Origin of the sequence: Brevundimonas aveniformis DSM 17977, from assembly GCF_000428765.1 — a bacterium.
Lineage (GTDB): Bacteria > Pseudomonadota > Alphaproteobacteria > Caulobacterales > Caulobacteraceae > Brevundimonas > Brevundimonas aveniformis.
Map to the genome: position 1 here is coordinate 223,697 of NZ_AUAO01000001.1, position 25,607 is coordinate 249,303.

At 65.6% G+C, this 25,607-nt stretch carries 32 protein-coding genes; 18 read left to right on the plus strand and 14 right to left on the minus strand.

Annotation, left to right across the window (positions count from 1 at the left end):
* Nucleotides 1-26: 26 nt before the first annotated feature.
* A complete protein-coding gene (locus G391_RS0101130) occupies nt 27-1,865 on the plus strand; it encodes a TonB-dependent receptor plug domain-containing protein (RefSeq protein WP_029085877.1) in 1,839 nt (612 codons plus the stop codon).
* On the opposite strand, the gene G391_RS0101135 is transcribed toward G391_RS0101130, so the two are convergent.
* Together G391_RS0101135 and G391_RS0101140 are read right to left on the minus strand one after the other, a co-directional pair.
* A complete protein-coding gene (locus tag G391_RS0101135; protein WP_029085878.1) occupies nt 1,849-2,727 on the minus strand; it encodes an aldo/keto reductase in 879 nt (292 codons plus the stop codon). The two genes, G391_RS0101130 and G391_RS0101135, sit on opposite strands and share 17 nt — an antisense overlap.
* Nucleotides 2,724-3,782 carry a PLP-dependent aminotransferase family protein gene (locus G391_RS0101140; RefSeq protein WP_029085879.1) on the minus strand — a complete coding sequence of 353 codons (1,059 nt, stop codon included), beginning with the start codon at nt 3,780-3,782 and terminating at the stop codon, nt 2,724-2,726. Before G391_RS0101140 ends, G391_RS0101135 begins: the two co-directional genes overlap by 4 nt.
* A 175-nt stretch (nt 3,783-3,957) precedes the next feature.
* Between G391_RS0101140 and G391_RS13460 the strand changes: the two genes are divergently transcribed.
* Nucleotides 3,958-4,257, plus strand: a complete 300-nt coding sequence (locus G391_RS13460) for a DUF4190 domain-containing protein (protein WP_051257035.1) — start codon at nt 3,958-3,960, stop codon at nt 4,255-4,257.
* A 12-nt stretch (nt 4,258-4,269) separates the two neighbouring features.
* On the opposite strand, the gene maiA is transcribed toward G391_RS13460, so the two are convergent.
* Together maiA and G391_RS0101155 are read right to left on the minus strand one after the other, a co-directional pair.
* On the minus strand, nt 4,270-4,890 hold the full coding sequence (gene maiA / locus G391_RS0101150) for a maleylacetoacetate isomerase (protein ID WP_029085880.1): 621 nt from the start codon (nt 4,888-4,890) through the stop codon (nt 4,270-4,272).
* A gap of 11 nt (nt 4,891-4,901) precedes the next feature.
* Entirely contained in the window at nt 4,902-5,588 is a 687-nt protein-coding gene (locus tag G391_RS0101155; protein ID WP_029085881.1) for a fumarylacetoacetate hydrolase family protein, read from the minus strand.
* A 115-nt stretch (nt 5,589-5,703) separates the two neighbouring features.
* Between G391_RS0101155 and G391_RS0101160 the strand changes: the two genes are divergently transcribed.
* Nucleotides 5,704-6,057, plus strand: coding sequence for an ElaB/YgaM/YqjD family protein (locus G391_RS0101160; protein WP_029085882.1), 354 nt, complete (start codon nt 5,704-5,706; stop codon nt 6,055-6,057).
* A gap of 17 nt (nt 6,058-6,074) precedes the next feature.
* Nucleotides 6,075-6,446 carry a hypothetical protein gene (locus G391_RS0101165; protein WP_245572011.1) on the plus strand — a complete coding sequence of 124 codons (372 nt, stop codon included), beginning with the start codon at nt 6,075-6,077 and terminating at the stop codon, nt 6,444-6,446.
* Nucleotides 6,447-6,512: 66 nt separating this feature from the next.
* Here the strand turns inward: G391_RS0101165 and G391_RS0101170 are convergent, their stop codons facing one another.
* From G391_RS0101170 to G391_RS0101180, 3 genes are read right to left on the minus strand one after another with little or no spacing between them, the layout of a single operon-like run.
* Nucleotides 6,513-7,301, minus strand: coding sequence for a metallophosphoesterase family protein (locus G391_RS0101170; protein ID WP_029085884.1), 789 nt, complete (start codon nt 7,299-7,301; stop codon nt 6,513-6,515).
* On the minus strand, nt 7,301-8,218 hold the full coding sequence (locus G391_RS13465; protein WP_051257036.1) for a diacylglycerol/lipid kinase family protein: 918 nt from the start codon (nt 8,216-8,218) through the stop codon (nt 7,301-7,303). Before G391_RS13465 ends, G391_RS0101170 begins: the two co-directional genes overlap by 1 nt.
* 44 nt (nt 8,219-8,262) lie before the next feature.
* Nucleotides 8,263-8,610: a hypothetical protein gene (locus tag G391_RS0101180; protein WP_035303462.1), complete on the minus strand. Its 348-nt coding sequence runs from the start codon at nt 8,608-8,610 to the stop codon at nt 8,263-8,265.
* Nucleotides 8,611-8,754: 144 nt separating this feature from the next.
* Here G391_RS0101180 and G391_RS0101185 point away from each other — a divergent pair, with 144 nt between their 5' ends.
* Entirely contained in the window at nt 8,755-9,084 is a 330-nt protein-coding gene (locus tag G391_RS0101185; protein WP_029085886.1) for a YMGG-like glycine zipper-containing protein, read from the plus strand.
* Nucleotides 9,085-9,171: 87 nt separating this feature from the next.
* Nucleotides 9,172-9,618 carry an OmpA family protein gene (locus tag G391_RS0101190; RefSeq protein WP_035303463.1) on the plus strand — a complete coding sequence of 149 codons (447 nt, stop codon included), beginning with the start codon at nt 9,172-9,174 and terminating at the stop codon, nt 9,616-9,618.
* 152 nt (nt 9,619-9,770) lie between these two features.
* On the opposite strand, the gene phyR is transcribed toward G391_RS0101190, so the two are convergent.
* On the minus strand, nt 9,771-10,559 hold the full coding sequence (gene phyR / locus G391_RS0101195; protein WP_029085888.1) for an anti-anti sigma factor/receiver protein PhyR: 789 nt from the start codon (nt 10,557-10,559) through the stop codon (nt 9,771-9,773).
* A 163-nt stretch (nt 10,560-10,722) separates the two neighbouring features.
* On the opposite strand from phyR, the gene nepR reads away from it, so the two are divergent.
* From nepR to G391_RS0101220, 5 genes are all read left to right on the plus strand, one after another.
* A complete protein-coding gene (nepR, locus tag G391_RS0101200) occupies nt 10,723-10,938 on the plus strand; it encodes an anti-sigma T factor NepR (protein ID WP_245572012.1) in 216 nt (71 codons plus the stop codon).
* Nucleotides 10,935-11,531, plus strand: a complete 597-nt coding sequence (locus G391_RS0101205) for a sigma-70 family RNA polymerase sigma factor (RefSeq protein WP_029085890.1) — start codon at nt 10,935-10,937, stop codon at nt 11,529-11,531. Before nepR ends, G391_RS0101205 begins: the two co-directional genes overlap by 4 nt.
* Before the next feature lie 71 nt (nt 11,532-11,602).
* Nucleotides 11,603-13,258: a sensor histidine kinase gene (locus G391_RS13470; RefSeq protein WP_156893814.1), complete on the plus strand. Its 1,656-nt coding sequence runs from the start codon at nt 11,603-11,605 to the stop codon at nt 13,256-13,258.
* 40 nt (nt 13,259-13,298) lie between these two features.
* A complete protein-coding gene (locus G391_RS0101215) occupies nt 13,299-13,436 on the plus strand; it encodes an entericidin A/B family lipoprotein (RefSeq protein ID WP_029085891.1) in 138 nt (45 codons plus the stop codon).
* Between the two features lie 195 nt (nt 13,437-13,631).
* Entirely contained in the window at nt 13,632-14,165 is a 534-nt protein-coding gene (locus tag G391_RS0101220; RefSeq protein WP_029085892.1) for a hypothetical protein, read from the plus strand.
* 6 nt (nt 14,166-14,171) lie between these two features.
* On the opposite strand, the gene G391_RS0101225 is transcribed toward G391_RS0101220, so the two are convergent.
* The 5 genes from G391_RS0101225 to G391_RS0101245 all read right to left on the minus strand — a co-directional run bounded on the left by G391_RS0101225 (nt 14,172) and on the right by G391_RS0101245 (nt 17,621).
* A complete protein-coding gene (locus tag G391_RS0101225; RefSeq protein WP_029085893.1) occupies nt 14,172-15,608 on the minus strand; it encodes an aldehyde dehydrogenase family protein in 1,437 nt (478 codons plus the stop codon).
* 61 nt (nt 15,609-15,669) lie between these two features.
* The gene (locus G391_RS0101230) at nt 15,670-16,089 is read right to left on the minus strand and encodes an HIT domain-containing protein (protein ID WP_029085894.1); all 420 of its coding nucleotides are present in this window, start codon (nt 16,087-16,089) and stop codon (nt 15,670-15,672) included.
* Nucleotides 16,086-16,562, minus strand: a complete 477-nt coding sequence (locus G391_RS0101235; RefSeq protein WP_029085895.1) for a hypothetical protein — start codon at nt 16,560-16,562, stop codon at nt 16,086-16,088. Before G391_RS0101235 ends, G391_RS0101230 begins: the two co-directional genes overlap by 4 nt.
* Nucleotides 16,559-16,942, minus strand: coding sequence for a VOC family protein (locus G391_RS0101240; RefSeq protein ID WP_029085896.1), 384 nt, complete (start codon nt 16,940-16,942; stop codon nt 16,559-16,561). The genes G391_RS0101235 and G391_RS0101240 overlap by 4 nt, the downstream gene beginning before the upstream one ends.
* Before the next feature lie 46 nt (nt 16,943-16,988).
* The gene (locus G391_RS0101245; RefSeq protein ID WP_029085897.1) at nt 16,989-17,621 is read right to left on the minus strand and encodes a hypothetical protein; all 633 of its coding nucleotides are present in this window, start codon (nt 17,619-17,621) and stop codon (nt 16,989-16,991) included.
* 100 nt (nt 17,622-17,721) lie between these two features.
* Here G391_RS0101245 and trmD point away from each other — a divergent pair, with 100 nt between their 5' ends.
* Entirely contained in the window at nt 17,722-18,432 is a 711-nt protein-coding gene (gene trmD, locus G391_RS0101250) for a tRNA (guanosine(37)-N1)-methyltransferase TrmD (protein WP_029085898.1), read from the plus strand.
* Between the two features lie 18 nt (nt 18,433-18,450).
* Nucleotides 18,451-18,885: a 50S ribosomal protein L19 gene (rplS, locus tag G391_RS13475; RefSeq protein WP_051257141.1), complete on the plus strand. Its 435-nt coding sequence runs from the start codon at nt 18,451-18,453 to the stop codon at nt 18,883-18,885.
* Nucleotides 18,886-18,948: 63 nt separating this feature from the next.
* Here rplS and G391_RS0101260 read toward each other — a convergent pair whose 3' ends face one another.
* Entirely contained in the window at nt 18,949-20,757 is a 1,809-nt protein-coding gene (locus G391_RS0101260; protein WP_029085899.1) for a DUF885 domain-containing protein, read from the minus strand.
* Between the two features lie 215 nt (nt 20,758-20,972).
* On the opposite strand from G391_RS0101260, the gene G391_RS0101265 reads away from it, so the two are divergent.
* The 5 genes from G391_RS0101265 to sdhA all read left to right on the plus strand — a co-directional run bounded on the left by G391_RS0101265 (nt 20,973) and on the right by sdhA (nt 25,585).
* Nucleotides 20,973-21,761 (plus strand): tryptophan 2,3-dioxygenase, encoded by a 789-nt coding sequence (locus tag G391_RS0101265; RefSeq protein WP_029085900.1) that lies wholly within the window; start codon nt 20,973-20,975, stop codon nt 21,759-21,761.
* Nucleotides 21,758-22,927, plus strand: coding sequence for a kynureninase/PvdN C-terminal domain-containing protein (locus tag G391_RS0101270; RefSeq protein WP_029085901.1), 1,170 nt, complete (start codon nt 21,758-21,760; stop codon nt 22,925-22,927). The genes G391_RS0101265 and G391_RS0101270 overlap by 4 nt, the downstream gene beginning before the upstream one ends.
* Nucleotides 22,928-23,026: 99 nt before the next feature.
* Entirely contained in the window at nt 23,027-23,422 is a 396-nt protein-coding gene (sdhC, locus tag G391_RS0101275) for a succinate dehydrogenase, cytochrome b556 subunit (protein WP_029085902.1), read from the plus strand.
* Complete coding sequence (gene sdhD / locus G391_RS0101280; protein ID WP_029085903.1) at nt 23,422-23,796, plus strand: succinate dehydrogenase, hydrophobic membrane anchor protein; 375 nt, start codon at nt 23,422-23,424, stop codon at nt 23,794-23,796. Before sdhC ends, sdhD begins: the two co-directional genes overlap by 1 nt.
* Nucleotides 23,797-23,800: 4 nt before the next feature.
* Nucleotides 23,801-25,585: a succinate dehydrogenase flavoprotein subunit gene (gene sdhA, locus G391_RS0101285; protein WP_029085904.1), complete on the plus strand. Its 1,785-nt coding sequence runs from the start codon at nt 23,801-23,803 to the stop codon at nt 25,583-25,585.
* Nucleotides 25,586-25,607: the final 22 nt, after the last annotated feature.

Genomic DNA, 25,607 nt, shown 5'->3' on the forward strand with positions numbered 1-25,607 from the left:
GGACCCTGCGATGGAACCCAAGCGTCATGAAACGCGCCCTCCTTCTGGCCACGGCGATCAGCCTGGCCCTCTCAACCCCCGCCCTGGCCCAAGCGACCGCTCCAGTCGAAGTCGATGAGGTCATCGTCACGGCAACCCGTCTGCCGGCACCGATCGATGTCACCCCCGGTGCCTATGTCATCGACGCGGTCCAGATCGAACAAAGCGGCCACGTCCTGGCCGTCGACATCCTCAGTGAGGTGCCCGGCCTTAGCGTCTACCGCAGTGGCCCCTTTGGCGGCGTGGCCGGCATCCGCATGCGCGGTACCGGTCAGGACAAGACCCTGGTTCTGCTCGATGGGGTCAGCCTCAACGATCCCTCGCAGCCGTCCGGCGGCTACGATTTTGCCTCGCTCGAGCTGGCGGACATTGAGCGCATCGAGGTGCTGAACGGACCGCAGGGCTCGCTCTGGGGCTCGGACGCCATCGGCGGCGTCATCTCCCTGACCAGCCGGGAGCTGAACGGCGCGCGCCTCGATCTGGAGGCCGGGTCGCTCAATACCCTCAACACCTCCGCGGCGGTCGGCACCGCCAACGCGCGCGGAGCCTTCGGCGTCTTCCTCTCGGCCATCCGTACAGACGGAATTTCCAAGGCCGACGAGGCCGACGGCAACCCGGAGGTCGATGGTTTCGAGAGCTATTCTGCGGGGGTGAATGGCCGCCTCAATTTCGGTCCGCTCATCCTCGACGGCCGGCTTCGCTACAACACCGCCGAGGCGGATATCGACGGCTTTCCTGCCCCCGCCTACCTTCTGGCCGACACCCCTGAAGTGTCGGACAGTGAAGGCGTCTCCGGCTTCGTCCGCGCCCGTGCCGAGTTGTTCGGCTTTGAGCAAAGCCTGAGCTGGTCCCGGTCCACGCTCGATCGCTCGATAACCGGCGGGGCCTTCCCCTCGCGCTACACGGCCGACCGGGCCACCTGGCGCTGGCAGGCCACGAACGACCGGGTCACCGACCGCCTCGGTGTCGTCGTCGGCCTCGAACGCGAGCACACCACCGGCGATCTGTCGACTGGCATCGCCGAGGACCTGGGGGCCACATCCGCATTCGCCGCCGCACGCTTCGATGCCACCGAGCGCCTGACCGCTTCGTTGAGCGCCCGCCTGGACGACCCGGATGAATACGACGCCGAGGCGACCTTCCGGGCCGGCCTGGCCTATGACCTGGGCAGCGGCCTGACCGTCACCGGCTCCTGGGGTCAGGGCTTCAAGACCCCGACGATCAGCCAGACGCTCTGTGACTTCTGCTTCGCCTTCATCCCCTTCCCGGAGCTGCGGCCCGAGCGCGCTGAAGGGTTCGACCTGGGCCTGGCCTGGCGGTCCGGTGATGATCGCCTGGGTCTTCGTGCCACGGCCTTCCGTCTGGAGGTTGAGGACGAGATCATCTTCTTCTTCGATACGACGACCTTCGACAGCTACTACGTCAACCTCGCCCGCACGGAATCGACAGGTCTGGAGCTGCAAGGCGATGTCGAGCTGGGCCAGGGCTTCGGCCTCAGCGGGGGCTACACCTACACCGACGCCCAGGACGGGATCACGGGTGCGCGCCTTCTGCGCGTTCCAGAGCACGCGGGCTCGGTCACGCTCGACTGGTCGGACGGCGCATGGCGAGGTGCCCTGACCGTCCGCGCCGAGAGCGACATGCTGGATGCCGGCGGAACCCGCGAGGGCTTCGTCACGGGTCGGTTCTCCGGCGGCTATGCCATCAATGAGAACGTCGAGCTGACCCTGCGCGTCGAGAACCTCGCCGATGCGCACTATCAGGAGCTACTGGGCTATGGCGAGCCGGGCCGGACGGCCTACGTTGGCGTCAGGCTGCGGTACTGACCCACTGGCGTGGATCCAGGGCAGTTCGGTCCTCCAGGGACAGGGCTGCCCAATCCAGCCGGGGGGCTGGCTGATGTGAGGCTGCGATGACAGCCCGCAACTCCGCCGCCGAGGCCACACCCACGATCGCGGCACTTGCCTCGGGCCGGTCCATGGCAAAGCTCAGCGCGGCCTGCAGCGGGTCGGCACCGCTTTCGGCCAGCATCCGGCGAATGCGCGACAGCCGCGGCCCCGCATGGGTCAAACACGCTGGCAGGGCCTCACGGTCCATGAACAGCAGGCCCTTGAGGAAGACCGACCGCAGGTGAACCTCAACGCCCTGGGCGGCGAGCTTGTCCAAGGTGCCGTCTGCGACGAGCCGCTGATCCAGCATCGACACGGGAACCTGAACGACATCCGGGTTGTAGCGCCGCGCCAGCGTGGCCGGGTCATCCTCGGCGTGGGCCGAGAAGCCGATCTTCTGGAAAAGGCCCTCGCCTTTCAGGCGTTCCAGTCGCGCCCACAAAGCTGGTCCGTCGGGACCGTGCAGGTCCTCAGCGGACTGGACCAACAAACCTTCGGCGCGCGCAATGCCCAGCCGTTCCAGCGAACGCCGGGCGCGATGTTCCAGCCGGTCCAGACCCTCGGACAAACGCACGGTGCGCGTGATCACCGAAAACGGGCTGGGGAACGGCCACGAGCGACCAAGCGCCCGCTCGGCATCGCCATAGGCGGCAGACGTGTCCACCAGCGTCACACCCGCAGGGGCCGCCGTATCAAGAATGGCGCGGATCTCGGCTTCTCCGCCGCGCCCGCGCGGCTCGGCGAACTGGGCAGTCCCCAGCCCCAGGCGAGCGCGGTTCGGAACGGAATGCAAACTCATCCTGCGCGACGACGCGGCCAGTGAAACTGATCGACCAGAGGCGACAACACACGATCATACGCCTTCAGCAGGGCCCCCACTTCGCGTGACCCGACCGCCGACGACAGGATGTGAGCGCCCTGGAACATGACCCCCTCGGCGGCCAGCGCCTGGCACAGGGCGGCTTCGAAGGCTGTGTCTCCGGCCACGACACTCCAGGACGGATCACCGTGGAGGGCCACCATCTGGTTGGCACCCGTGGCGATCAGGCGCATCTGAAGTTCAGCGACGATCTCGGCCCCGTTGACCTGTAGGCCTTGCGCGACGTCATCGCGGGCCACCCGCGATAGGACCACGTCAGCGGCCGCAAACGCGGCCAGATCCGGATGCGGGCCCTGGCGTTCGAACACCGAGAGCAGTTCCACCGAGCCGGTGACGGCACACAGCTCGCGTCCATTGGCCAGCGACGGACCGAAAACCACAGCGTCGGCACGAACCCCCGACAGACCCTGGGCACCTCCGCGATGCACGCGCAGGGCAGAGCGCCCCTCTTCAAAGATCAGCATGGCCCCGGCGCGATCCGCCAGCCGGCGAACAGCTTTCAGGAAGGACGGAGCTGCGTCCAGGGGACGAATGACGATAGCGGCCAGTTCACCGCCGCGCTCATCAACCAGGCCGATCAGGTCATCCAGCGAGCCGGCCACCGAGACGGCCTCGTCACAGAAGTAAGCCCCGTCCCGTCCGGTCACGGTTCGGGCGGCAACCAGCGCACCGGCGACGGCGTGGCCCAGAGTGGTTTCAAAGGCGACAGCCTCAGCATTGGGGGTCATGGCGGCGAGCCGGGCCGCAACCCGGGCCGGTAGGCCGCAAGCGGCGGGGTCAGCTGCTGCGGCTTCAACCTCGGCATCATTCCACCCGAGCAGAATGGCTCCGTCAGCACTGACCAGGTCCAGGCGCTGAATACCGTCCGCCCCCTGCAGCCAGGACCCAGCCCGCGAGCGCGTGGACCGCAGGACCGAGGCGTAGTCGAGCGCGTCGATCCCCGCCTCCGTCGAAACCAAACTGAAGCGCGTCATGGCGCGTCCTCCAGGCCTTATGCCTAGTAACAATGATGGCCGAGAAACCTTAATGGTGGCTGAGCGGAAGCCTTATGGACCCTTAATGCACTTCGTTCGGCGATCTGAGCTCACTGGCGCCTTGTCAGGGCCCGCCAGCCACGGCAGCTTGGCCATATCATCAAAGGAATCACGCATGACCGATCAGGATCACCAGTTTCAATCCGCCGCTTCGGCCCCCTCGAACGGCATGGCGATCGGCTCGCTGGTGCTCGGCATCCTGTCGATCGTGACCGCCATTATCCCCTTCGTCGGGATCGTCGCCTGGGTGCTGGCCCCGATCGGGTTGATCCTCGGGTTCCTGGCTCGCAAAAAGCCGGGTGGGCAGGGTCTGGCCATTGCCGGGATCGTCACCTCGGGCATTGGCCTGGTCATCTGCATTCTTTGGGTGGTCGGCTTCGGGGCCCTTGTCGCCGGGAACGCGGGGTCCTTCTAGCCCCGACCCTGATCAGTCGGCGTCCGGCTGGACGTCAGGATGAGCGGCCTGAAACGCGGGATGTTGGCTGGCCCGCGCCTCAATGTCGGCCAGCCGAGGCCAGGCCGAGACATCGACTTCAAAGCGGCGGGCGGAATAGATCTGCGGGATCAGGTAGCAGTCGACCAGGGTGGGCGTATCGCCATATGACCATCCGACGCCGTGACGCTCGACCAGGGATTCCAGCGCATCGAAGCCGGGCCGTATCCAGCTGGCGGCCCAGTCATTTGTGACGCCGCCCAGGGCCTGAACCGCTTTCAGAACTCGCAGGTTGTTCAACGGGTGGATGTCACAGCCGATGACGGCGGCCATGGCCCGCACCTGAGCCCGTCCTGCCGCATCGCCAGGCAACAGGGGCGGATCGGGAAAGCGTTCCTCAAGCCATTCCAGAATCGCCGGGCTCTGCGTCAAAATCTGCCCGTCGACCTCAAGAGCGGGAACCAGACCCTGCGGATTGAGAGCCAAAAAGACCTCTGACCGCTGGTCGCCGGCGCGGAGGTCCACCGGCATCTGCTCATAGCTCAGGTCCTTGAGGTTGAGCGCAATGCGCGTGCGATACGACGTGCCCGAGCGCCAATAGCCATGCAGGATCATTCCGGTCGTTCCTAGATAAGCGTGAATTCAAGGTCGGTCAGGCCTTCGACACGCGCCGTCACACGATCGCCATGATGAAGCGGGCCGACTCCTTCAGGCGTCCCGGTGAAGATCAGATCACCGGGAGCCAGCCGCCACAGGGTCGAGGCCTGGGCCACGACCTCGGCTGGCCCCCAGATCATGTCAGACAGGCTGCCGGTCTGGCGGGTCTTGCCATTGACCGACAACGAGATGTTGCCCATCGGCAGGGGCAGGTCGTGTATCGGCGTGATCGGGCCGATCGGGGCCGAAAAGTCAAAGCCCTTGGCCGCATCCCACGGACGACCGCTGGCCTTGGCCTCCGCCTGAAGATCGCGCCGCGTCAGATCAACACCGACGGCCCAACCGACGATCAGGCCGGCGGCGGATACAGGATCCAGATCTGCGCCGCCATGGCCCAGGGCCACCACCAATTCGACCTCGTGGTGCAGATCGCGGGTACGACCGGGATAGGGCACCTCGCCTCCCAGAGGTACCAACGCATCGGCCGGCTTGGAAAAGAAAAAGGGGGGGCGCCGTTCGGGGTCCGCCCCCATTTCGCGCGCATGGGCGGCATAGTTCTGACCGACGCACAGGACGCGACGCACCGCAAATCGCCGGTCACTTCCGACCACCGGCACACTGACCCGCTCAGCGGGCGGAAAAAGATACTCACTCATGGCTTGGCCCTAGCCCCGATCGTCGTTTGCGGTAAAGGAACTCACGACAAGCTCTAGCGTTCAATCTTCAACTCGCCCATATGGCAGATATCAACGCTTTGCCGGAGACAAAGACATGGCCCGTACCGCCAGCACCAGTGCGCGTGAAGACGTCAAGAATGACCTCAAGGCCCTGAAGGAGGACCTCAAGGCCGTATCTCGCGAAGAGGCCGAGCGCCTACGCGAGATCGCGGCCAAGGCTGATGAGACCGTGCGTGAACGCTCGGCCGAGCTGCGCTCGCGCGCTCAACGCCTGTACGATCAGGGTGTGGAAAGCGGTCGCGAGTACTATGACGATGCCGCCGAGCGGTTCGACGAGTATCAACGCTACGTGTCCGAGCGCGTTCAGGAGAAGCCGCTGGCTTCGACCGGGATCGCCCTGGGCGTCGGCGTGATCATCGGCCTGCTGCTGGCGGGCGGCCGCCGTTGATGTTTGGCCAGGGCCTGGTGAAGAGGGCCGCGGCCCTTGCGGCGGTGGCGGCGTGCGTATTCGTCGCCGTCACGGCGCTCGGCTTCGCCATCTATGCGGCCCTTGCGATCTGGTTGATCCCGGCGGGGGCAGCGGCGGTCACCGCCCTGCTTTTCGCGGCGGTTGCCGGTGGAACTGCGCTGATCATGGCCGGACCGCGTGAGCCGGAGCCTCAGGACGAACCCGCCGGAATTCAGGATCGGATCGTCACCCTGTTCAGCCAGCGGCCAATTCTGGGGACCGTGGCCGGACTGGCAGCCGGCTGGATTTTCCTGCGGAATCCGGCGCTCGCCACGATGGTGGCGGCCGTGATGACGGACCGGCCAACGCCGACCCGACGCCGCCGATAGGGTCCAAGCCCGAACGAACGCAAAAGTGCCGCGCGCTCACCGCTGCGACATTTTTCCTGGGCGCGATCAGCTGCGCCGGCGCTCCAGATGCCAGGTTCGCATGGGTTCAAATCCCGAACCGACCCAGCCCATGGCCGTGACCGTGATGTTCGCATCGTCCCAAGTCACGACATTGAAGGATGGCGGAAAGCCGCGCTCTCGTTCTGAGAGGGTGCCGCAACCGACGGCATGACAGCCTGTGATGCCGACCCCGATCGGCAGGGCAAAGGGGACATGCACATGCCCCGTCATGATCAAATCCACCCTGGCCTCGGCAAAGATCTGAGCGGCCTCGGGCCCACGTTTGACCTCCCCGGTCATTGGCGCACCGATCATTTCGACGAGCGGATGGTGACAGGCGAGGATGCGCAGGGTTGACGGATCCGAAGCCTTGAGGGCCTGAGCCGCTCTCTGCGTCTGTTCGAGGTCAATGACGCCCTTGGACCAGTTCGGTCGAGCCTGCCAACCGCGCGCGGTTGTTACCCCCCGAACCATGAAGCCGTCGCCGACAAACTCATGGTCGTGAGCGGGGTGACCCGTCGTCTGTTCAAACATCTGCCAGGGATGAAAGACACGATCAGCCAGGCTCCAGTACGGCACATCGTGATTGCCCACGATCACGAAGACCGGATCGGGCAGCTCAGACAGCCACCCAGCGGCGGCCTCAAACTCGCGGCGATAGCCCTGCTGGGTGATATCACCGGTGATCAGCACCAGATCCGGCTGCTCAGCCTGACAATAGGCCGTCGCCGCCGCCACAGCGGCCTTGTTCTCGGCCCCGAAATGAACATCCGACAATTGGATGATGCAACCCATCAGGCCTCGGCCTCTGGAGCTTGAGCCCTGGGAGCCAAAGCCCGGAACGCAACCGGAAGGAACCGTATCTCGGCATCGGTCGACAATCGGGTTGTCTCACCATCGAGAAGCGCCGGAATCCGAGATCGTGACCAGGCATGGGCGCGCTTGACGATCTTGGTATCTACGCTGGGATCGTCGCGCCAGTTCGAAAAGACAGCATTGGCAGCCAGTCGAAAGGCCTCGCGCGCGTCGGACGTCCTCATCACCGCGGCCTCAAGGCCGCTGTTGTCCGTCAGCGCCATCGAAATCAGCGGAGAAATTAGGACTAAAGCCTCGGCGCGTTGAAGCTCTCCACGATCGAGCCGGTAACGCACCCGGCCCATGAAGGCCTTTTTGAAGGCCCAGCGCGCCTGGGCAAGGCTGCGCACGATCCGACCTTCACGCAGAGCTTCGCGCGCCGGGGCCCACAAGGCCGCGGGCCCGAGGATGGCCGCGCAATAGAAGGGTTCGCCGTCAACGACACCGCCGGCGATCTCGCGAACCTCTCCCTCTTCAAGAGCCAGGCTCAAGGCGGCTCGCCAATCGGTGACACCGTAAACCGCCTTGGGCAGCATATTCATCGTCCCCCCCGGCAGGGGGGCGACCAGCGGGCCGTCCGGCCCGGCCCGCGATGCCACGGCGCGAACAGTGCCGTCCCCGGCCAGCACAATGATCAGGTCAGGGCTATCAGCGAAGGCCTGATCCAGCACGTCGGAGAAGTTGCCCGATTCAAGCACATGAATACGCGCCTCGATCCCGCGCTCCAGGAGTTCCTGGCGCAGGTCATCGGGTGCCATCTCCGACACGCTGCCCGAACGCGGGTTGACGATCGCAACGATCCGTTTGAGGCGCAGCGCCCCAGGTCGCGTCGAAATGCGCGTTGATTCAGGCTTCATCTCAGGCGAACGCCCCGCTCAACAGGGAGTTCCACCCGACGTGATCAGCCGCCCTTGAGCTCTTCAGCGGCGCGGTCAGCACCTTGCTCAACAGCGTCACCGGCTTCTTCGGCAGCGTCACCGGCCGCTTCGGCCGCATCGCCGGCGGCTTCAGCCGCGGCGTCCGCAGCGTTGCCGCCCGTCACCATGTTCCAGCCCGCCGAGATCCAGCCATCGACGCGGCCACCGGCCGACGCGACCGAACCGCCCGCAATCGACAGGCCCAACACCAGCGCCCCGAACAGAGCGAGCAGCGTCACGATCAACCCCACAAAGGGATTGGACCCACTGCGGCGTCCGCGCCGTTCCCAGACCGGGCCGGCGCCCGCCAGATTGTCGCCGTCATCCGCCATATCTATTCCCCCTCACTCGGTATGCTAGGATGTGACCTTACCTGGTCCCCAGGTAAGGTTAACTCAACAGAAGTCTGCCGCATAGTCGCGGAACCTTGACCGCAATCCAGCGTTCTCGCCTACGGAGCGAAAGGGAGAAACTCCATGATCAAAACGATTCCTGTCGTAGCCGCCGCCGCCCTCGCGTTGGCCGGATGCACGACAACCGGCAACGTCGAACGAAATGCTGCCGGCGGGGCCGCCATTGGTGCCCTGGCAGGGGCCATCATCGGCAATAATGTCGGCGACGGAAATGCCGGACGCGGCGCGGCTATCGGTGCCGTTGTCGGCGGCGTGGCCGGGGCCGTTCGTGGTTCGCAGCAGGACCGCGAGGCCCGCAACCTGTCGCGTCAGTACGACAGCCGCTACGGTCGCTACTACTACTGCTATCCCGAAGGCGATTGCTATTGGGAAGACGGCACCCGCCGCTACTAGGCGCCGGATGACGGACTGAATGCAGAGGCGGCTCGCCCCCGGGGTGGGTCGCCTTTTGCTTTTTGCGACCAGAGGGAGGGCGTAACGATGAAAAAGACGATCTTGGTGACGGTGCTGGCAATGGCCGGGCTGTCAGGCTGTTCAAGCCTGGGTTTCGGAAGTCGCTCCGACCTAGTGGTTGATCCAACCGCTTGTCGCGAGACGGCTGTACCGATCTACTTTGAGGAAGGTCAGGCTGGCCTGACGGCCCCTGCACACGAACTGATCCGCAACGGGGCGGACGCCCTGCGCGGGTGCCACATCGACCGGGTGCGGATTGTCGGCCTGGCCAGCGCCAGCGGCAGCGCAGCCGCCAATATGACGCTGTCAGAGCGCCGGGCCCTGACCGTCGCCCGGGCCCTGGCCGATGCGGGGCTCCCGACCCCGACGTTCGATGTCGAGGCTGCGGGTGAAGAAGGCGCACGCGAGGGCGGCGTCAGCGAGCCCGTCCGTCGACGGGTCGAGGTCATCATTGAGGCCCGTCCGGGGGGCTGACTCAGCTGAGGAGGAGGTGCGGAGGCAGCAGGCCGATCTACGCCGGCCATTTGTCGGGGGGCGTCGCCGCCTCCGCACGACATCAACGCCGATAAACGACAGCCGTTCCCGACGAACGCGACATCGCTGTGGAAAACTGTCTGCGTGCCCGATCAGGCCGGCAGGGCGTGTCGAGCCGGATGGAAGAACAGGGCCTGACCGATGGCCGCCTTCACATTGTCAGGCTGGAATGGCTTGGTGATCAGGAAGGTCGGCTCAGGCCGCTCACCGGTCAGCAACCGTTCGGGGAAGGCCGTAATGAAGATCACCGGCACATCATGGATGCTGAGAATGTCTTTGACCGCGTCGATACCGGACGACCCATCGGCAAGTTGAATGTCGGCCAGGACGAGGCCCGGGCGCTTCTGGGCCACGGCCTCGACAGCTTCGGTCCGGGTTGTGCTGACGGCGACGACCTTGTGGCCGAGTTCGAGAACCAGCGCCTCGATGTCAGCCGAGATTACGGCCTCATCTTCGATGATCAGCACATCGGTCGCCAGCTCTGCATCAATGTCGGCCTGGGCCTGAGCAATCAGGGCATCGACTTCGGTGACGTCCGTGTCGAGAATTGCCGCGGTTTCGGAAGCCGTGAACCCTTCGAGCGCCGTCAGCAGGAAGGCCTGACGCGATCGCGGAGGAATCCGCAGCAGCCGTTGCGCCGGATTGGCGGTATCGGCTCCGCCCTCTTCAAGCTGGGCTCCCGTTGTCTCCCAGATCGCGTGAAACGCCTGATACAGCGCCACGCGCGGTGTGGCACTTTCCGACAACTCCAGATCGCCGACCGCCAGGGCTTCCAGCGATGCCCGCACATAGTTGTCACCTGACACCTGATCGCCGGTTAGCGCCCGCGCGTAACGACGCACATACGGCAGGTGCGGTGCCAGCTTGGCGACTAGACTCATTTCAACCCCGACACGAAATATGGGCGCGGTGCGCGGCCCGTTGCGAGCTTAACAGCCAAGCTCAATTTTGGTTCCCCGACGAATTCTGTACGGTACGAAATCCATCGAGTCTCGGAACCTCAACGATATTTCGGCGTTCCAAGGTGCAAATCTCCCCAATCTGATGGGCGTCACGACGACCATGAAAGACAATCCCTTGCCTGATCGCAAGCTCCACGACGACCCACCCAAGCCCGACATTGCCGAAGCGCGCCTGCGCCAGCAGGCGATCGGCGTGCGTCTTCGCCACCTGTTTGACGAGGTCGTGAACGAACCGGTCCCGGACGAATTTCTGTCGATCCTGAAAAACGCGGACGAGCGCAATCGGGGCGGTGCATGACGGACGCAAGGCCGCCTCGTGCTCCCGAGGACGATGAGGCGTTCAAGCGGGAACTGGTTCCGCTGATCCCACACCTGCGCGCCTTCGCTCGCACCTTGACCGGTGACGCGACGGCCGCCGACGACCTGGCCCAGGACGCCATGGTCAAGGCCTGGGACGCACGGGCCAGCTTCCAGCTCGGCACCAATATGAAGGCCTGGACCTTCATGATCCTGCGCAATCAGTTCTACTCGGACAAACGACGGTCCTGGCGACAAACTCAGCTCGACCAGGAAGCCGCAGAGCGCACGCTTGTGGCTGTCGATGATCCATCAGCCCCGCTGGCCCTCGACGAACTGCGGCGCGCGCTGAACACCCTGCCGGACGAACAACGTGAAGCCATCGTCCTAGTGGGAGCCGGTGGGTTCGCCTACGAAGAGGCTGCGGCCATCTGCGGCTGTGCGGTCGGGACGGTTAAAAGCCGCGTCAGCCGGGCGCGGCGCGCCTTGCAGGCCGTGCTGGAGGATGGCTCCTACAGCGCTGATGGCCGGGCCGCCGGCGAAGCCATGGGGGCAATTCTGGCTGAGGCGGATCGACTTTCCGGTCCGCGTTAACCGTGCGGCGCTGGCACCGAAGCGGGATCGGAAGTTTCTTCAAGGGGATCCGGCTTCGTCTGATCGTGGCAATGGCCATTGCCCTGGCTCCGATCCTGATTCTGAGCGCCATCCAGTCGCGTGCCGCGTTTCGCATGGAGGAGGATCGCGTCGAGCATGACTTGCTCGACGCCGCGACGGACAGTGCCCATGCGGCTCAGGTTCATGTGGACGCCTCGCTCATGGCGTTGCGAACCCTTCGCCGCGAGAGCCTCGGGACCGATTGCTCGAGCCGACTGGCCGCGTTGGTCGCCAGCGGGGATCACTATGAAGCCCTGGCCTCCATTGATCGTTCGGGACGTGTGCTGTGCGCCAGCCGCCCCTTGAAGCGGTCCCGAGTCGACGACCGGCCCTGGTTTGCGCAGGTTAGATCCGGTCGGGACGTCTCGCTTAGCGCATCGCCGGCCTCCCAGTTGTCAGACGAGCCTGCCGTTATCGCCGCCGCGCGACGGGAAACACCGGCAGGCGAATTTGCCGGAGCGGTGGTCGCCGTCGTTCCCATCCAGTCGCTCCAGGAGGCCGGGCTCACGGACAGCGACGTACCCGGAACCGAGGTGGCGCTTGTTGACGCCGACGGCCGCGTCCTGGCCACAACCGACGCCACAGCCTTTCCCACCCAGAGCCCGCCGCCGCGCTCGCAAGTCGGGCGACTGAGCCGAATTCGCGATGCACGCGGCGAGGCGCGCGTTCAGACCGTCGCCGCCTTCGCCGGAGAGGATCTATTTGTCGTCGCCACGGCTCCCAGCCAGGACCTTTTCCGATGGGCTATGGCCAATACGCTGGCGGTTTTCATTCTGCCCCTGCTGGCCTGGTTTGCCGCCCTCGTCAGTGTGATGGTCGTCACCGAGCGGGTCATCGTACGTTGGCTGACCTATTTGGAGCGCGTCGCATCCTTGCAGGCCCGGGGACGCCACTCGGTGCGCCCAACCCATGCCCAGGAAGGCCCCGAAGAGATCCGATCCCTGGCCACCGCGATGGATGCGATGGTGCTGGCGATTGAGGCGCGGGATGCCTCCCTCAGGGAATCGCTCGATGAGAAGGACGCGCTGATGCGTGAGATCCACCATCGGGTGAAGAACAACCTTCAGGTCATCACCAGCCTGCTCAATATGCAGCAACGGGCGCTCAAGGACCCCGTTGCGCGCGCCGCCATGAACGATACCCGCCAGCGAATCACGGCCCTGGCTCTCATCTATCGGGCGCTCTACCAGTCCGAGACGCTCAAGCAGGTGAATGTTGCAACCTTCCTGAACGATCTCGTGTCGCAACTGATCACGACCGACCCCAGCGCCGGGCCTCCCACCGAAACCCTAGTTGAGGCCGAGCCTCTGATTGTAGACCCTGACAAGCTGGCCCCCGTGGCGCTTTGGGCGGTGGAAGCGATTTCCAATGCCCAGAAACACGCCCTGACGGGTCGAGGGGGTCGCCTGGTCGTGCGCTTCTACTCCGAAGGTGACCTGAGCACGGTTGAGGTCGAGGACGACGGGCCAGGCATCGACACCCCTGACGAGGTCAACGGGCTGGGCCACACCCTGATGACCGCCTTCGCCCGGCAGCTGAGAGGTGAGGCCACCTTCGATCGTGGGCCAATGGGAGGGCATCGCGCCCGCCTGACCTTCCCCATCCCGGATGTTTCGCTGGAGCGGCTCACGGATTCGGCCGGTCGGCGGAACCAACGCCCATCCTGAGCATTTTGGCTGTCAGGATTTGAAGAAAAGGGTTCTCCGCATGCGTAAGGTCTTTGTTCTCTTCGCTGCCGCCGCCGCTTTGTCGGTGGCCGCCTGCAATACCATTGCGGGCGTCGGTCGCGATGCCCAGGCCGCCGGATCTGCCGTCGAGCAAGCCGCTGAGGACGCCGCCGACTAACCGCCTCAACGAACCAGCGTCGCGGCCCATTTCCCCCCGACTGCCGCGACGATGAAGAGAAGGCCCCGCCGCGCCCCGGCGGGGTCTTTTTCATTAGAGTTAAGCCGTTCGCCCGTACGGGGTGTCATCGCTCCAGATACCCGCGCTGTTAGGTTTTTGGTAACGAAGTCGCTGGGGATGGCCTAGGGTACGTGCATGAGCCTGCGCGTCCCTGTCCTGGTCTTCGCTGGAATGTTCGTCGCCACCCTGGTCCTGATCGGGTGCGATGCGGCCGATCACTCGCCGGCTCCCGCGGATGAGGATCCTGCAGCCGGGCATCTCAACCTGACCTGGAATGACCTGGCCAGCGACGAAGGCACCGCCCTGGTTCTATTGGGCGAAGGCAATCGCCAGATCTTCCACATGGCCTGTCTTCGCGCCGACCGGGAGATGCAGATCATCGCCTCGGACTTTACCGTGATCGGCTCCGAGGAACGGATGACCATGGGCATCGCCAACGAAGCCTTTGGCTTTGTGGCGGACACCCAATGGACCGGTAGCGGCGTTATGGCCCGCACCGCCATCGACCCGTCGCTTCTCGACCACCTGGCGCGCACCAGCGACCTGTCCGTCCTCTATGGCATCCAGCAGGGCGGGCCTTGGCCGGCCCCCTCACAGGATCAGCGCGACGGCTTCATCCTGGCCTGTGCCGAGATCGGCCAGCTGGATCATACCGATCCCACCGAATAGGTCGCGTTAGGCCTGGGTGTAGGTGGTCTTGAACTTCGTATAGAATTCACGGGCATACGGCCCCTGTTCACGCGGTCCGAAGGACGAGCCCTTGGTGCCACCGAAGGGGGCATTCAGGTCAACGCCGGCGGTCGGTAGATTGACCATGACCATGCCGGCCTGAAGCTCGCGCTTGAAGCGTTCGGCCTGTTTCAGCGAGGTCGTGAACACGCCGGCCGACAGGCCGAACTCCGTGTCATTGGCGATGGCCAGCGCCTGATCGGCATCATCCGCCGGTATGACCGAAGCGACCGGGCCGAAGATTTCCTCGCGGGCAATCCGCATGGAATTGTCCACGTCGGCGAACAGGGCCGGGGCGATGTAGAAGCCATCGGTTGCGAGCTTGAGCCGCTCACCGCCGCCGATCAGCTTGGCCCCTTCGCCCTTGCCGATCTCGACATAGTCGAGGTCCTGGTTGAGCTGGGCGGCCGAGACGGCAGGGCCGATGTTGGTTTTGGGGTCGAGCGCATGGCCGACGACGAGGGCGGCGCGGCGCGCCTCCATCTTCTCGACGAAGGCGGCGTAGATCGACCGCTCCACGACGATGCGTGACGAGGCCGTGCACCGCTGGCCGGTGGCGAAGAAGGCACCGTTTGCCGCCGCCTCGACCGCTGCATCCAGGTCGGCGTCGGCCAGGACGACCAGCGGGTTCTTGCCGCCCATCTCCAGCTGGAACCGCTTCAAGCCCGCCGCGCAAGCCGCAGCGACACGCGCGCCCACACCGGTCGAGCCGGTGAAGGAGACGGCGTCGACGCCCGCATGGTTCAGCATGGCCTCGCCGACCACCGAGCCCTTGCCCATGACCAGGTTGAAGACGCCGGCGGGGGCACCGCACTCGCGGATGATGTCGGCCAGGGCCCAGGCCGAGGCCGGGACCAGATCGGCGGGCTTCATCACCACCGTGTTGCCGTAGGCCAGCGCCGGGGCGGCCTTCCAGGCCGGGATGGCGATGGGGAAATTCCAGGGCGTGATCAGGCCGACGACACCAACCGGCTCGCGCCGGGCCTCGACGGAAACGCTCGGGCGGGCACCGGGGATGATGTCGCCGCCGCCGCGCAGGGCCTCACCGGCGAAAAACTTGAAGACGCGGGCGGCGCGTTCGACCTCGCCTTTTCCTTCCGCGAGGGTCTTGCCCTCTTCGCGCGAGAGCAGTTCACCCAACTCGTCCTTACGGGCCATCAGCCGGTCGCCGACACGATCCAGCAGATCGGCGCGGTCCTGATGAACGCGGCTCCAGGCCGGCAGGGCGGCGCGGGCGGCCTGGACGGCCTGATCGACGTTTTCGGCATTGGCTTGCGCGAACTGGCCGATGACGTCCGAGACGTCGGACGGATTGATGTTCTCGGACCAGTCCTGGCCCTCGATCCACTCTCCGCCGATGAGGTTGGCCTTGCGCGTCGTCATGTCAGCTCTCCTGCTCGCGGCCCCGATGTAGAGGGGCGAACGCGGGAATGCCAGCCATGGATCAGGCCAACCAGCCATCCAGGGCCGCGATCAGGTCCGGCACCTGTTCGGGCAGATAGTACTCGGGGGAACCGGCCCCCCAGACCGGGTCAGGCCAAGCCTCGTCGTCCTGGCGTCGGCCAATGACATGGACGTGAAGCTGGGGCGTGACGTTGCCCAGCGTCGCCACATTCAGCTTCACGACCGGGCGCTCCAGATATTCTCCCAGCCGCCGCACGGCCATCGACGCGACGATGACCTCCTCCATCAATCGCCCGCGATCCGCAGCCGTCAGGTCGGTCAGCTCCACCGCGTGGGGAACGCGCGGCAGAAGGATCAGCCAGGGGAAGCGTGCGTCGTCCTGGAACCGGACCTGGCACAGCGGGAGGTCCTTGATCACCCAGGACCCGGGCTCGAAGGCGGGATCGGGGGTCCAGCTCATTCGGGCGCAGCCTGCATGGCCGCGATCATGGCGTCGTAGCGGTCGGCCACAGTGTCGAAAGTCGTCAGATCGTGGCCTTCCGGCTCGCAGGCGTTGCGGACACGCCATTCACGCTGATCACGCCAATGGGCTGGAACGTCGGTCAGCTGGGCGAAATGGTTCCTGAGGGCCTCGAGATCCTCGGGGTCGCTCATCACGCGGTCGAGTCCCAGGAATATCTGGACATGGTCTTCGAGGTCGTGAGCCTCGGACGTCCAATCGTACAACTCCCAGCGACACCCCTCGCCGTCCCGACCGTCATAGGCCGGGGACGTTGAGAAGGCGGCCCATCGGACCTCGGCCCAGGCCTGGAAGGCCAGCGACACCCGCTCGGCGAAGGGGGAGTATTCCGGCTCCTGCGCCTGGGCTGTTCCGGCCCCGGCGGCGAGCATCATCGCCGCCAGCAGCCCTGCCGCGCCCGACGCCCGCCTCATTCCGCCGCCCCCGGCCCCATGACGAAGGCGTTCAGCTTGTTGCCGTCCGGGTCACGGAAATAGGCGGCGTAGAATCCGTCGCCGCGCGGACCGGGGGGACCTTCGTCGGTGCCGCCGTTGGCCAGGGCGATGTCGTAGACCTCGCGCACCTGGGCCGGGCTGGCGCATTCCAGGGCGACCATGACGCCGTTGCCGACGGTGGCGGCCTGTTTGTCGAACGGCTGCGTCAGGCCGATGCCGGCCCCGCCGCCGGCCGTGCCCCAGGCGATGGCACCGGGCCACTCCATCATCCGCCCCGTGCCGAGCGCCCCGCAGACCTTGTCGTAGAAGGCCGCCCCGCGCTCCAGATCATTGGTGCCGAGCGTCACATAGCCGATCATGGCGTCCTCCGCTGAAAGCCGCGCCGACAATGGCACAGAAGGCCTGTCAGGGACAGGCTCGCGGCGGGTTGGATGGGCTAGGCGGGAGCACATCCACCACCAGCATCCCGTTCCCGGCGTCAGCCGCAGGATCCGGATTGGCGGCGATGAAGGTTTGATACATGCGCTCTCGTTCGGTTGAGGACAGGGTGTCGATCTCGACTGCGTTCCAACGTTGGCCCTCGTCGTCCTCGAGCGCGAGGGTAAATCGGCCACCTTCAGTCATCGCCTCCAAAAGCCCGGGCGTGGCGGGTCCGCCATAGGCTCCCGCTCCATCAGAACCGCTGGACCAATCCTGCCCCCTGACGGGGCCGGCCGGCACCGGCACGCGGTACCCGCGCCAGACCTGGCCTTGCGGCCCGAGGAGAACGGACTGCACGAAACTAAAACGGTCGCGACAGTAGGCCCCGAACCGGATCGACCAGCCTACGCCGGTCGGCTCGCCAAGCTGCCCCCCAGCGTTCTCGTACCAAACGTTGAAGGAATAGCTCGCGCCCTCCTCAATGCTGCCAGCCATGAGGGAAACGTCTCCCGCTCGTTCGATGCGCACAACCTCCGGCTGGGCCGGTCCCGGCCCCGCGACGGAGGAGGCGGAGCACGCCGATACGAGCAGGGCCGCAGCCAGAATCAGAACGCGCATAGATTCCTCCCGACAACCCGCGATCCTGCTGACGCCGGAGACGCCTCGTCAAGCTACTCCTGCCCCTTCTCCCCTGAAGGCGCGAAGAGTAAGAGGCCCCATGCCCTTTACCGCGACCGTCCTGACCATGTTCCCCGAAGCCTTTCCCGGGCCGCTCGGCGTTTCGTTGATCGGGACGGCGTGGCGCGAGAAGGGACTCTGGGCGCTGGAAACCCTTGACATTCGGGGCTTCAGCGCCGATAGGCGCGGCTTCCTGGACGACACCCCTGCGGGGGGCGGTCCAGGACAGGTACTGAAGGCGGACGTGGTGGCCCGGGCTCTCGATAGCCTGGAAGGGCCGCAGCGGCCGCTTTTGTGCATGAGCGCCCGGGGCCGGCCCCTGACCCAGGCGCGTGTCAGAGAATGGGCTGCGGGAGACGGCGTCGTCGTCCTCTGTGGTCGGTTCGAGGGGGTGGACCAGCGGGTGCTCGACGCCCGGGGGTTCGAGGAAATCTCCGTCGGAGACGCGGTTCTCGCCGGCGGCGAGGCGGCGGCGATGGTGGTGATTGAGGCGTGCGTGCGGCTGATCCCGGGGGTCCTGGGCGAGGCGGCATCCACCCAGGAAGAAAGCTTCGAGGACGGCCTTCTCGAGCATCCGCAGTACACGCGACCGCGGAGTTTCGAGGGCCTCGACATCCCCGAGGTCCTGTTGTCAGGCGATCACAAGCGGATCGCCAGATGGCGGCGGGAACAACGGGAAGCGGCTACGCGGGAACGGCGTCCAGACCTCTGGGCCGCCCACCTCGCCAACTTACAGCTAAAGGGCCAATGAAGCCCAGGAGACATGACGATGACCAACATTCTTGAGACCCTCAAGAAGGAAGAAGCCGACCGTCTGGCCGCCAAGCGCAAGACCCCGGCCTTCCGTCCCGGCGACACCCTGCGCGTCAACGTGCGCATCAAGGAAGGCGAGCGCGAGCGCGTTCAGGCCTTCGAAGGCGTCTGCATCGCCCGCTCGGGTGCCGGCCTGATGGAGAGCTTCACCGTCCGCAAGATCAGCTTCGGCGAGGGCGTCGAGCGGGTCTTCCCGGTGCTGAGCCCCATGATCGAATCCATCGAGGTCAAGCGCCACGGTGCCGTGCGCCGGGCCAAGCTGTATTATCTGCGCGACCGCCGCGGCAAGTCGGCCCGTATCGCCGAACGCCAGGTCCGCAACACCGAAATCGAAGCCACCGTCCACGAGGTTCCGGCCGCCCCGGAAGCCCCGGAAACGACCGAAGGCTGAGGATTTCTTCCTCCCCGAATACGAAAAGGCCCCGGCAGCGTCCGGGGCCTTTTTTGTTGAAGCCTACTCTGCCGCCCAGGCCTCGACGCGTTCCTGAAGGACGCCGAGCGGCACCGCCCCGACGCCCAGGACGACTTCGTGGAAATCCTTGATGTCGAAGCGGTCGCCCATGCGCTCGCGGGCGGCGGCGCGCAGGGCCAGGATCTTGAGCATGCCGACCTTGTAGCTGGTGGCCTGGCCGGGTGAGCAGATGTAGCGGTCGATCTCGCGGTCGATGGTCAGGGGGGCGACCATGGAGTTCTCGGTGAAGTACTGAACCGCCTGCTCGCGCGTCCAGCGGCGGGTGTGGATGCCGGTGTCCACGACCATGCGGATGGCGCGCCAGATCTCCATCGTCAGGCGGCCGAAGTCGGAATAGGGATCCTGGTAGAAGCCCATCTCCTTGCCGAGCTTTTCAGCATAAAGGCCCCAGCCTTCGGCATAGGCACCGTAGAAGCCGTATTTGCGGAACATCGGCAGGCCCGGCTGTTCCATGGCGCGGGCGATCTGGAAGTGATGACCCGGCGCACCCTCATGGTAGGCGATGCCCTCGGCGGAGGGTTTGGACACCTGGGTCATGTCGGCCAGGTTGACGTAATAGATTCCCGGCCGCGTCCCGTCCTGGGAGGGCTGGTTGTAGAAGGCGGTAGAGGCCGTCTGTTCGCGCCAGGTCTCGACCGCGCGGACCTCGAGCGGGGCCTGCGGCAGGGTGTGGAACCACTGGGGGGCAATGTCCATGGCCTGGGCGATGTAGCGGCGACTGTCCTCGAGGAAGGCCTCCTTGCCCTCGGGCGTGTTCGGATACTGGAACTGGGGGTCGGTCCGCAGGTGTTCGAAGAAGGCCTGCAGGTCGCCGTCAAAGCCGACCCGGTCCTTGATGACCTCCATCTCGCCGCGCAGGCGTGCGACCTCGGCCAGGCCCGTCTCGTGGATCCAGTCGGCGGTGTCGTCGGTGGAGTTATAGAAGCCGAGCATGGCCTCGTAGTAGGCGGCCCCGTCTGGCAAGGCCCAGACACCGTCGTTGGCGGTGCGGCCCTCGCCGACCTCGGCAATGGCGGCCAGGAAGACCTCATAGCCGGCCTTGAAGGGACCGGTCAGGGCGGCGCGGGCGTCACCCAGGATCTCGACCTTCTCACCGTCAGGGATGTCGAGCGCATTCACCTTGGCCTGGATGTCGGTCCACAGGGGAGACTCCGCACCCTCTTCGAAGGGAGCCCCCGAGATGATGGCCCGGCCGGTCGTCAGGTTCGGCTGATAGGTCAGGGCCGGCGGCGCGAAGCCGGCGGCGGCGCGATCGCGGAAATCGGCAGCAACCTCGCGCATCACCCGCTCCACTGCGGTCAGGCGAGAGATGTAGGCACGGGCATCCGAGACATCGTCGACGCGGTGCTGGTTCATCAGCATGACCGGCAGGGCGCTCATGACGCTGCCGGACTTGGTGATCAAATACTGGTGCTGGCGGTACCGGTACAGGGCGCGCTGCTGGACCACGCCCTCGGCCAGGAGGCGGAGCGACAGTTGGCCCTGCTCGGACAGGTCGGCGTTTTCGAACCGTCCGACGATGTCGGAGGCCTGGGCGGCGGCCAGAAGCAGGTTCGCCGCCGCGCCCCCCGGCGTATAGTCGTCCAGCTCGCCGTAGCGTTCCTTGAGACCCAGGCCGGTCAGCGTCTCGGGCGAGGTTCGGGCGGCTTCCATGAAGGCGGCGTCAAGGGCCTCGACCAGGTCGGCGTCGGGACCGGCTGCGGGTCCATCCTGAAAGGCGGTGCGGGCCAGGGCCGCCGGAGCCGCGGCGGACAAGGCCAGGCCGAGAAGAACTGAACGACGGTCGAACATGGAAACTCTCCGAAAGGGACGACGGCGACCTTAGGGGATGGGACGGGGGCGTCCACTTACGGATTTGAGAGGCTCCGCGAGGAAACCTTTGTGCTCTTCGTGGGTCCTGTGTGATCTTTGTGATGCACCCGGTTCTTCACCACGGACACAAAGTCGGTCACGAAGGTCACGAAGGGACCGTGCATGCGACGGCGATTTCCCTTAAATCCCCTGCCATGACCGATATGACCTATGCCCGCTACCTGACCTTGGACCAGGTGCTGACGGCGCAACATCCGCAGAGCGAGCAGCATGATGAGATGCTGTTCGTCATCATCCATCAGACCAAGGAACTGTGGCTCAAGCAGATTCTGCATGAGGTCGGCCTGGCCAAACGGCTGATCCGGTCCGGCGATCTGGTGCCCGCCTACAAGTCACTGGCGCGGGTCAGTCGCATTCAGGCCGTGATGACCCAGAGCTGGGAAATCCTCTCGACCATGACGCCGGCGGACTATCTGTCGTTCCGCGAGGAATTGGGCGGGTCGTCAGGGTTTCAGTCCGACCAGTTCCGGCGGCTGGAGTATCTGCTGGGATTGAAGGATCCGGCGTTCCTCAGGTTCCACACCGACCGGCCGGCGGCGCATGCGGCGCTGGTCGAGGCGCTGGAACAGCCGAGTCTGTACGACGATGCCCTGTTCCAGCTCGCGCAGCATGGCTTGCCGGTGCCCGAAGAGGTGCTGAACCGCGACGTCACCCAGGCCTATGCGCCGTCCGAAGGCGTCGAAGCGGCCTGGCTGATGGTCTATCGCGACACCCGCAAATACTGGGAACTGTATCAGCTGGCTGAAAAGCTGGTGGATCTGGACGACGCCCTGATCACCTGGCGGCACAAGCACGTTTTAACGGTTGAGCGCATCATCGGCGGCAAGAAGGGGACGGGCGGCACGCCGGGCGTCGCCTATCTCGCCTCCACCCTGTCCAAGCGGGCCTTCCCCGAACTGTGGACCCTCAGGACGGCGCTGTGACCTTCAAGCCGCTCTTTTCGCGCGCACTGGGCCTCGCCCCCAATCGTCTGCACTTCGCAGCGCACAGCCATCACCTGTGGCCGGATGCCTCCTACGCGGCGCAAGGGCTGGCCTGGGACGATGCCATGCGCCACGCGGACGAGAAATGGAGGCCGATTTTCGAAACGGTCATCCCGCGGGCGCAGGGGCACATCGCGCGTGAGCTGGGCCTACCGGACCCGAACAGCCTGGTGTTCTCGTCCAACACCCATGATTTCCTGATCCGGCTGTTCTCCGGGATCGAGCGTCGCCCGGTCCGAATTCTGGCCACTGATGGCGAGTTCCACTCCTTCCGCCGTCAGAGCGAGCGCTGGGAAGAGGCCGGCCTGGCGGAGGTGGTGCGCGTACCGGTCGAGCCGTTCGACACCTTCGCGGACCGGTTCGTCGAGGCGGCGCGCACGGGCCGCTTCAACTGGATCCTGGTCAGCCAGGTCTTCTTCAGAACCGGGCAGACATTTGACCGGATCGAGGATCTGGCGGCGCTGGCTGATCCAGCGGGGCCATGGGTGGTGATCGACGGCTATCACGGCTTCATGGCCACCCCGACCGATCTGTCGCGCGTGGCCGACAAGGTCTTTTATCTGGCCGGTGGCTACAAATACGCCATGAGTGGGGAGGGCGTCTGTTTCCTGCATGCGCCGGACGGCTATTGCCCGCGACCGGTCACGACCGGCTGGTACGCCGAGTTCGGCAATCTGGCAGGGCCGCCAAATGGGGTGAAGTACCGCCTCGACGCGGGGCGGTTCTGGGGCGCGACCTTCGACGTCAGCGGCCTGTATCGGTTCAATGCCGTGCGGCGGATGCTGGATGATCACGCCCTGACAACCGAAACGGTCTCGGACCATGCCACCCGTCTGATGAGACTGTTCCAGACGGCGGTGACGAGCGGACAGGCCGGGGCCCTGACCCGGGCGGATCTGCTCAATCCGGTTGAAGGCGACGGACCGCGCGCGCGTTTCCTGGCGTTCCAGCACCCCGAGGCCCAGGGGTGGCAGCAAGCCCTCATCTCGGCCGATGTTGTGACAGACGTTCGCGCCGATACGATCCGGTTCGGTTTTGGCCTCTACCAGGATGAAGCCGACGTCATGGAGCTGATCCGTCGCTGCGCGAGAGCCCTGCCCCTGTAGATGCGAGCGTTTCGCACGGCCCGTCGCGTTGACAGGCCCGGTCGTGGGTTCCAAAAGCGGGGCGCTTTATCGCTCCGCTGGAAGAGAGTCGCGCTCCGCATGACTGAGACGCCACACCGCCCGCTATCGCCGCATCTTCAGATCTGGCGCTGGCACGTCACCATGGCTGCGTCGATCCTGCATCGCGCGTCCGGAATCGGCCTGGCCGTCGGGGCCGTTCTTGTCGTGGCCTGGCTGGCCTGTCTGATGGCCGGCCCCGAGGCCTACGCAACCTTCACCGGCCTTTCAGGGTCCTGGATCGGGTTGATCGTCTGGATCGGCGTATCCTGGTCGGCCTTCTATCATCTGGCCTCGGGCATCCGGCATCTCATTTGGGACGCGGGCGTCGGCTTCTCGCTGGGGACAGCGGACGCCATGTCGTGGGCCTCGATCGGCTTCTCCATCGGGGGCACGGCGGTGTTCTGGTTCCTGCTGATGCGCGCTGGGGTGGCCTGATGAGCAGCTCGCACGTCAAATCCTCCGAAAAGACCGGAGCCTGGACCTGGATCAAGGAGCGCGCGTCCGCGATCGTTCTCGTGCCGTTGATGCTCTGGGCCCTGGTGGCCGGGGCCACCGTGCCCGGACTGGATCATGCCCAGGCGCTGGCCTGGCTGGCCATGCCGACCAATGCCATGCTGCTGGCGGTCGGATTGCTGGTGGCCGTCTATCACCTCCATCTGGGTATCCGCGTGATCATCGAGGACTATGTCCACGGGTCGACGGGCAAACTGGCCCTGATGCTCAACCTTCTCGGCTGTCTGGCGCTGGCAGGCGCCGGCCTAGCCTTCATCATCCTGATCGCGCTGGCGCAAGCGCCGGCCGGAGCCTGACACTGTGACCACCTATCAGATCGTCGATCACGCCTATGATGTTGTGGTGGTCGGAGCCGGCGGCTCGGGCCTGCGCGCGGCGCTCGGATGCGCCCAGGCGGGCTTGAAGACCGCCTGCGTCACCAAGGTCTTTCCGACCCGCAGCCATACAGTCGCAGCCCAGGGCGGCATCGCCGCCTCGCTCGGCAATATGGGCGAGGACGACTGGCGTTGGCATATGTTCGACACCGTCAAGGGCTCGGACTGGCTCGGCGACCAGGACGCCATCGAATATATGTGCCGCGAGGCACCCAAGGCGGTCTACGAGTTGGAACACTGGGGCGTGCCGTTCAGCCGCACCGAAGAAGGCAAGATCTACCAGCGTGCCTTCGGCGGCATGACCAAGGACTTCGGCAAGGGCGGCCCGGTTCAGCGCACCTGCGCGGCCGCCGACCGCACCGGTCACGCCATGCTGCACACCCTGTACGGCCAGTCGGTCAAGCATTCGACCGACTTCTTCATCGAGTATTTCGCGCTCGACCTGATCATGGAGGACGGTGCCTGTCGTGGCGTCACCGCCTGGAAGCTGGATGACGGTACCATCCACCGCTTCCGCGCCAAGCTCGTCATCCTGGCGACTGGCGGCTATGGCCGCGCCTATTTCTCAGCCACCAGCGCCCACACCTGTACCGGTGATGGGAATGCCATGGTGCTGCGCGCCGGCCTGGCCTTGCAGGACATGGAGTTCGTCCAGTTCCACCCGACCGGCATCTATGGCGTCGGCACCCTGATCACCGAGGGTGCCCGCGGTGAAGGCGGCTATCTGACCAACTCCGAAGGCGAGCGGTTCATGGAACGCTACGCCCCGTCGGTGAAGGACCTGGCCCCGCGCGACATGGTTTCGCGCGCCATGACGGTGGAGATCCGCGAGGGTCGCGGCGTCGGCCCGAACAAGGACCACATCTTCCTGCACCTGGACCATCTGGATCCGAAGATCCTGCACGAGCGCCTGCCCGGCATCTCCGAAAGCGCCAAGATCTTCGCCGGGGTCGACCTGACCAAGGCACCGATTCCGGTGTTGCCGACCGTCCACTACAACATGGGCGGCATCCCCACGAACTACCACGGCGAGGTTCTGACCCGTGACGGCGACAACTCGTCCAAGGTGGTGCCGGGCCTGATGGCCGTGGGCGAAGCGGCCTGTGTGTCGGTGCACGGGGCCAATCGCCTCGGATCGAACTCGCTGATCGATCTGGTGGTGTTCGGCCGGGCCGCAGGCCTGCGCGCCGCCGACGTGGTTGAGCGCGGCGCCATCCCGGAGGTGGCCCCGGCCTCGACCGAAGGGCATCTGGATCGCCTGGATCGCCTGCGCCACGCCAATGGCTCGACCCCCACGGCCGAGCTGCGCCTGCGGATGCAGAAGGCCATGCAAAAGGACGCCGCTGTCTATCGGACCGGCGAGACTTTGAGAGAAGGCATCCAGGCCGTGCGCGCTGTGCGCGCCGCCTCGGACGACATCAAGACGACCGACCGGACGATGATCTGGAACACCGATCTGGTCGAGACGCTGGAATATATGAACCTGATCGATCAGGCCTTGGTCACCATCGAAGGTGCCGAAAACCGCAAGGAGAGCCGCGGCGCTCACGCCCGCGAGGACTTCCCCGATCGCGACGACAAGAACTGGATGAAGCACACGCTGGCCTGGTGCGACGACAAGGGCAAGGTGACCCTCGGCGAGCGCCCGGTTCACGATTTCACCCTCACCGACGCGGTCGAGCCGTTCCCGCCGATGGCGCGGAAATACTAGCGATCTTGTCTCCTCCCCACCT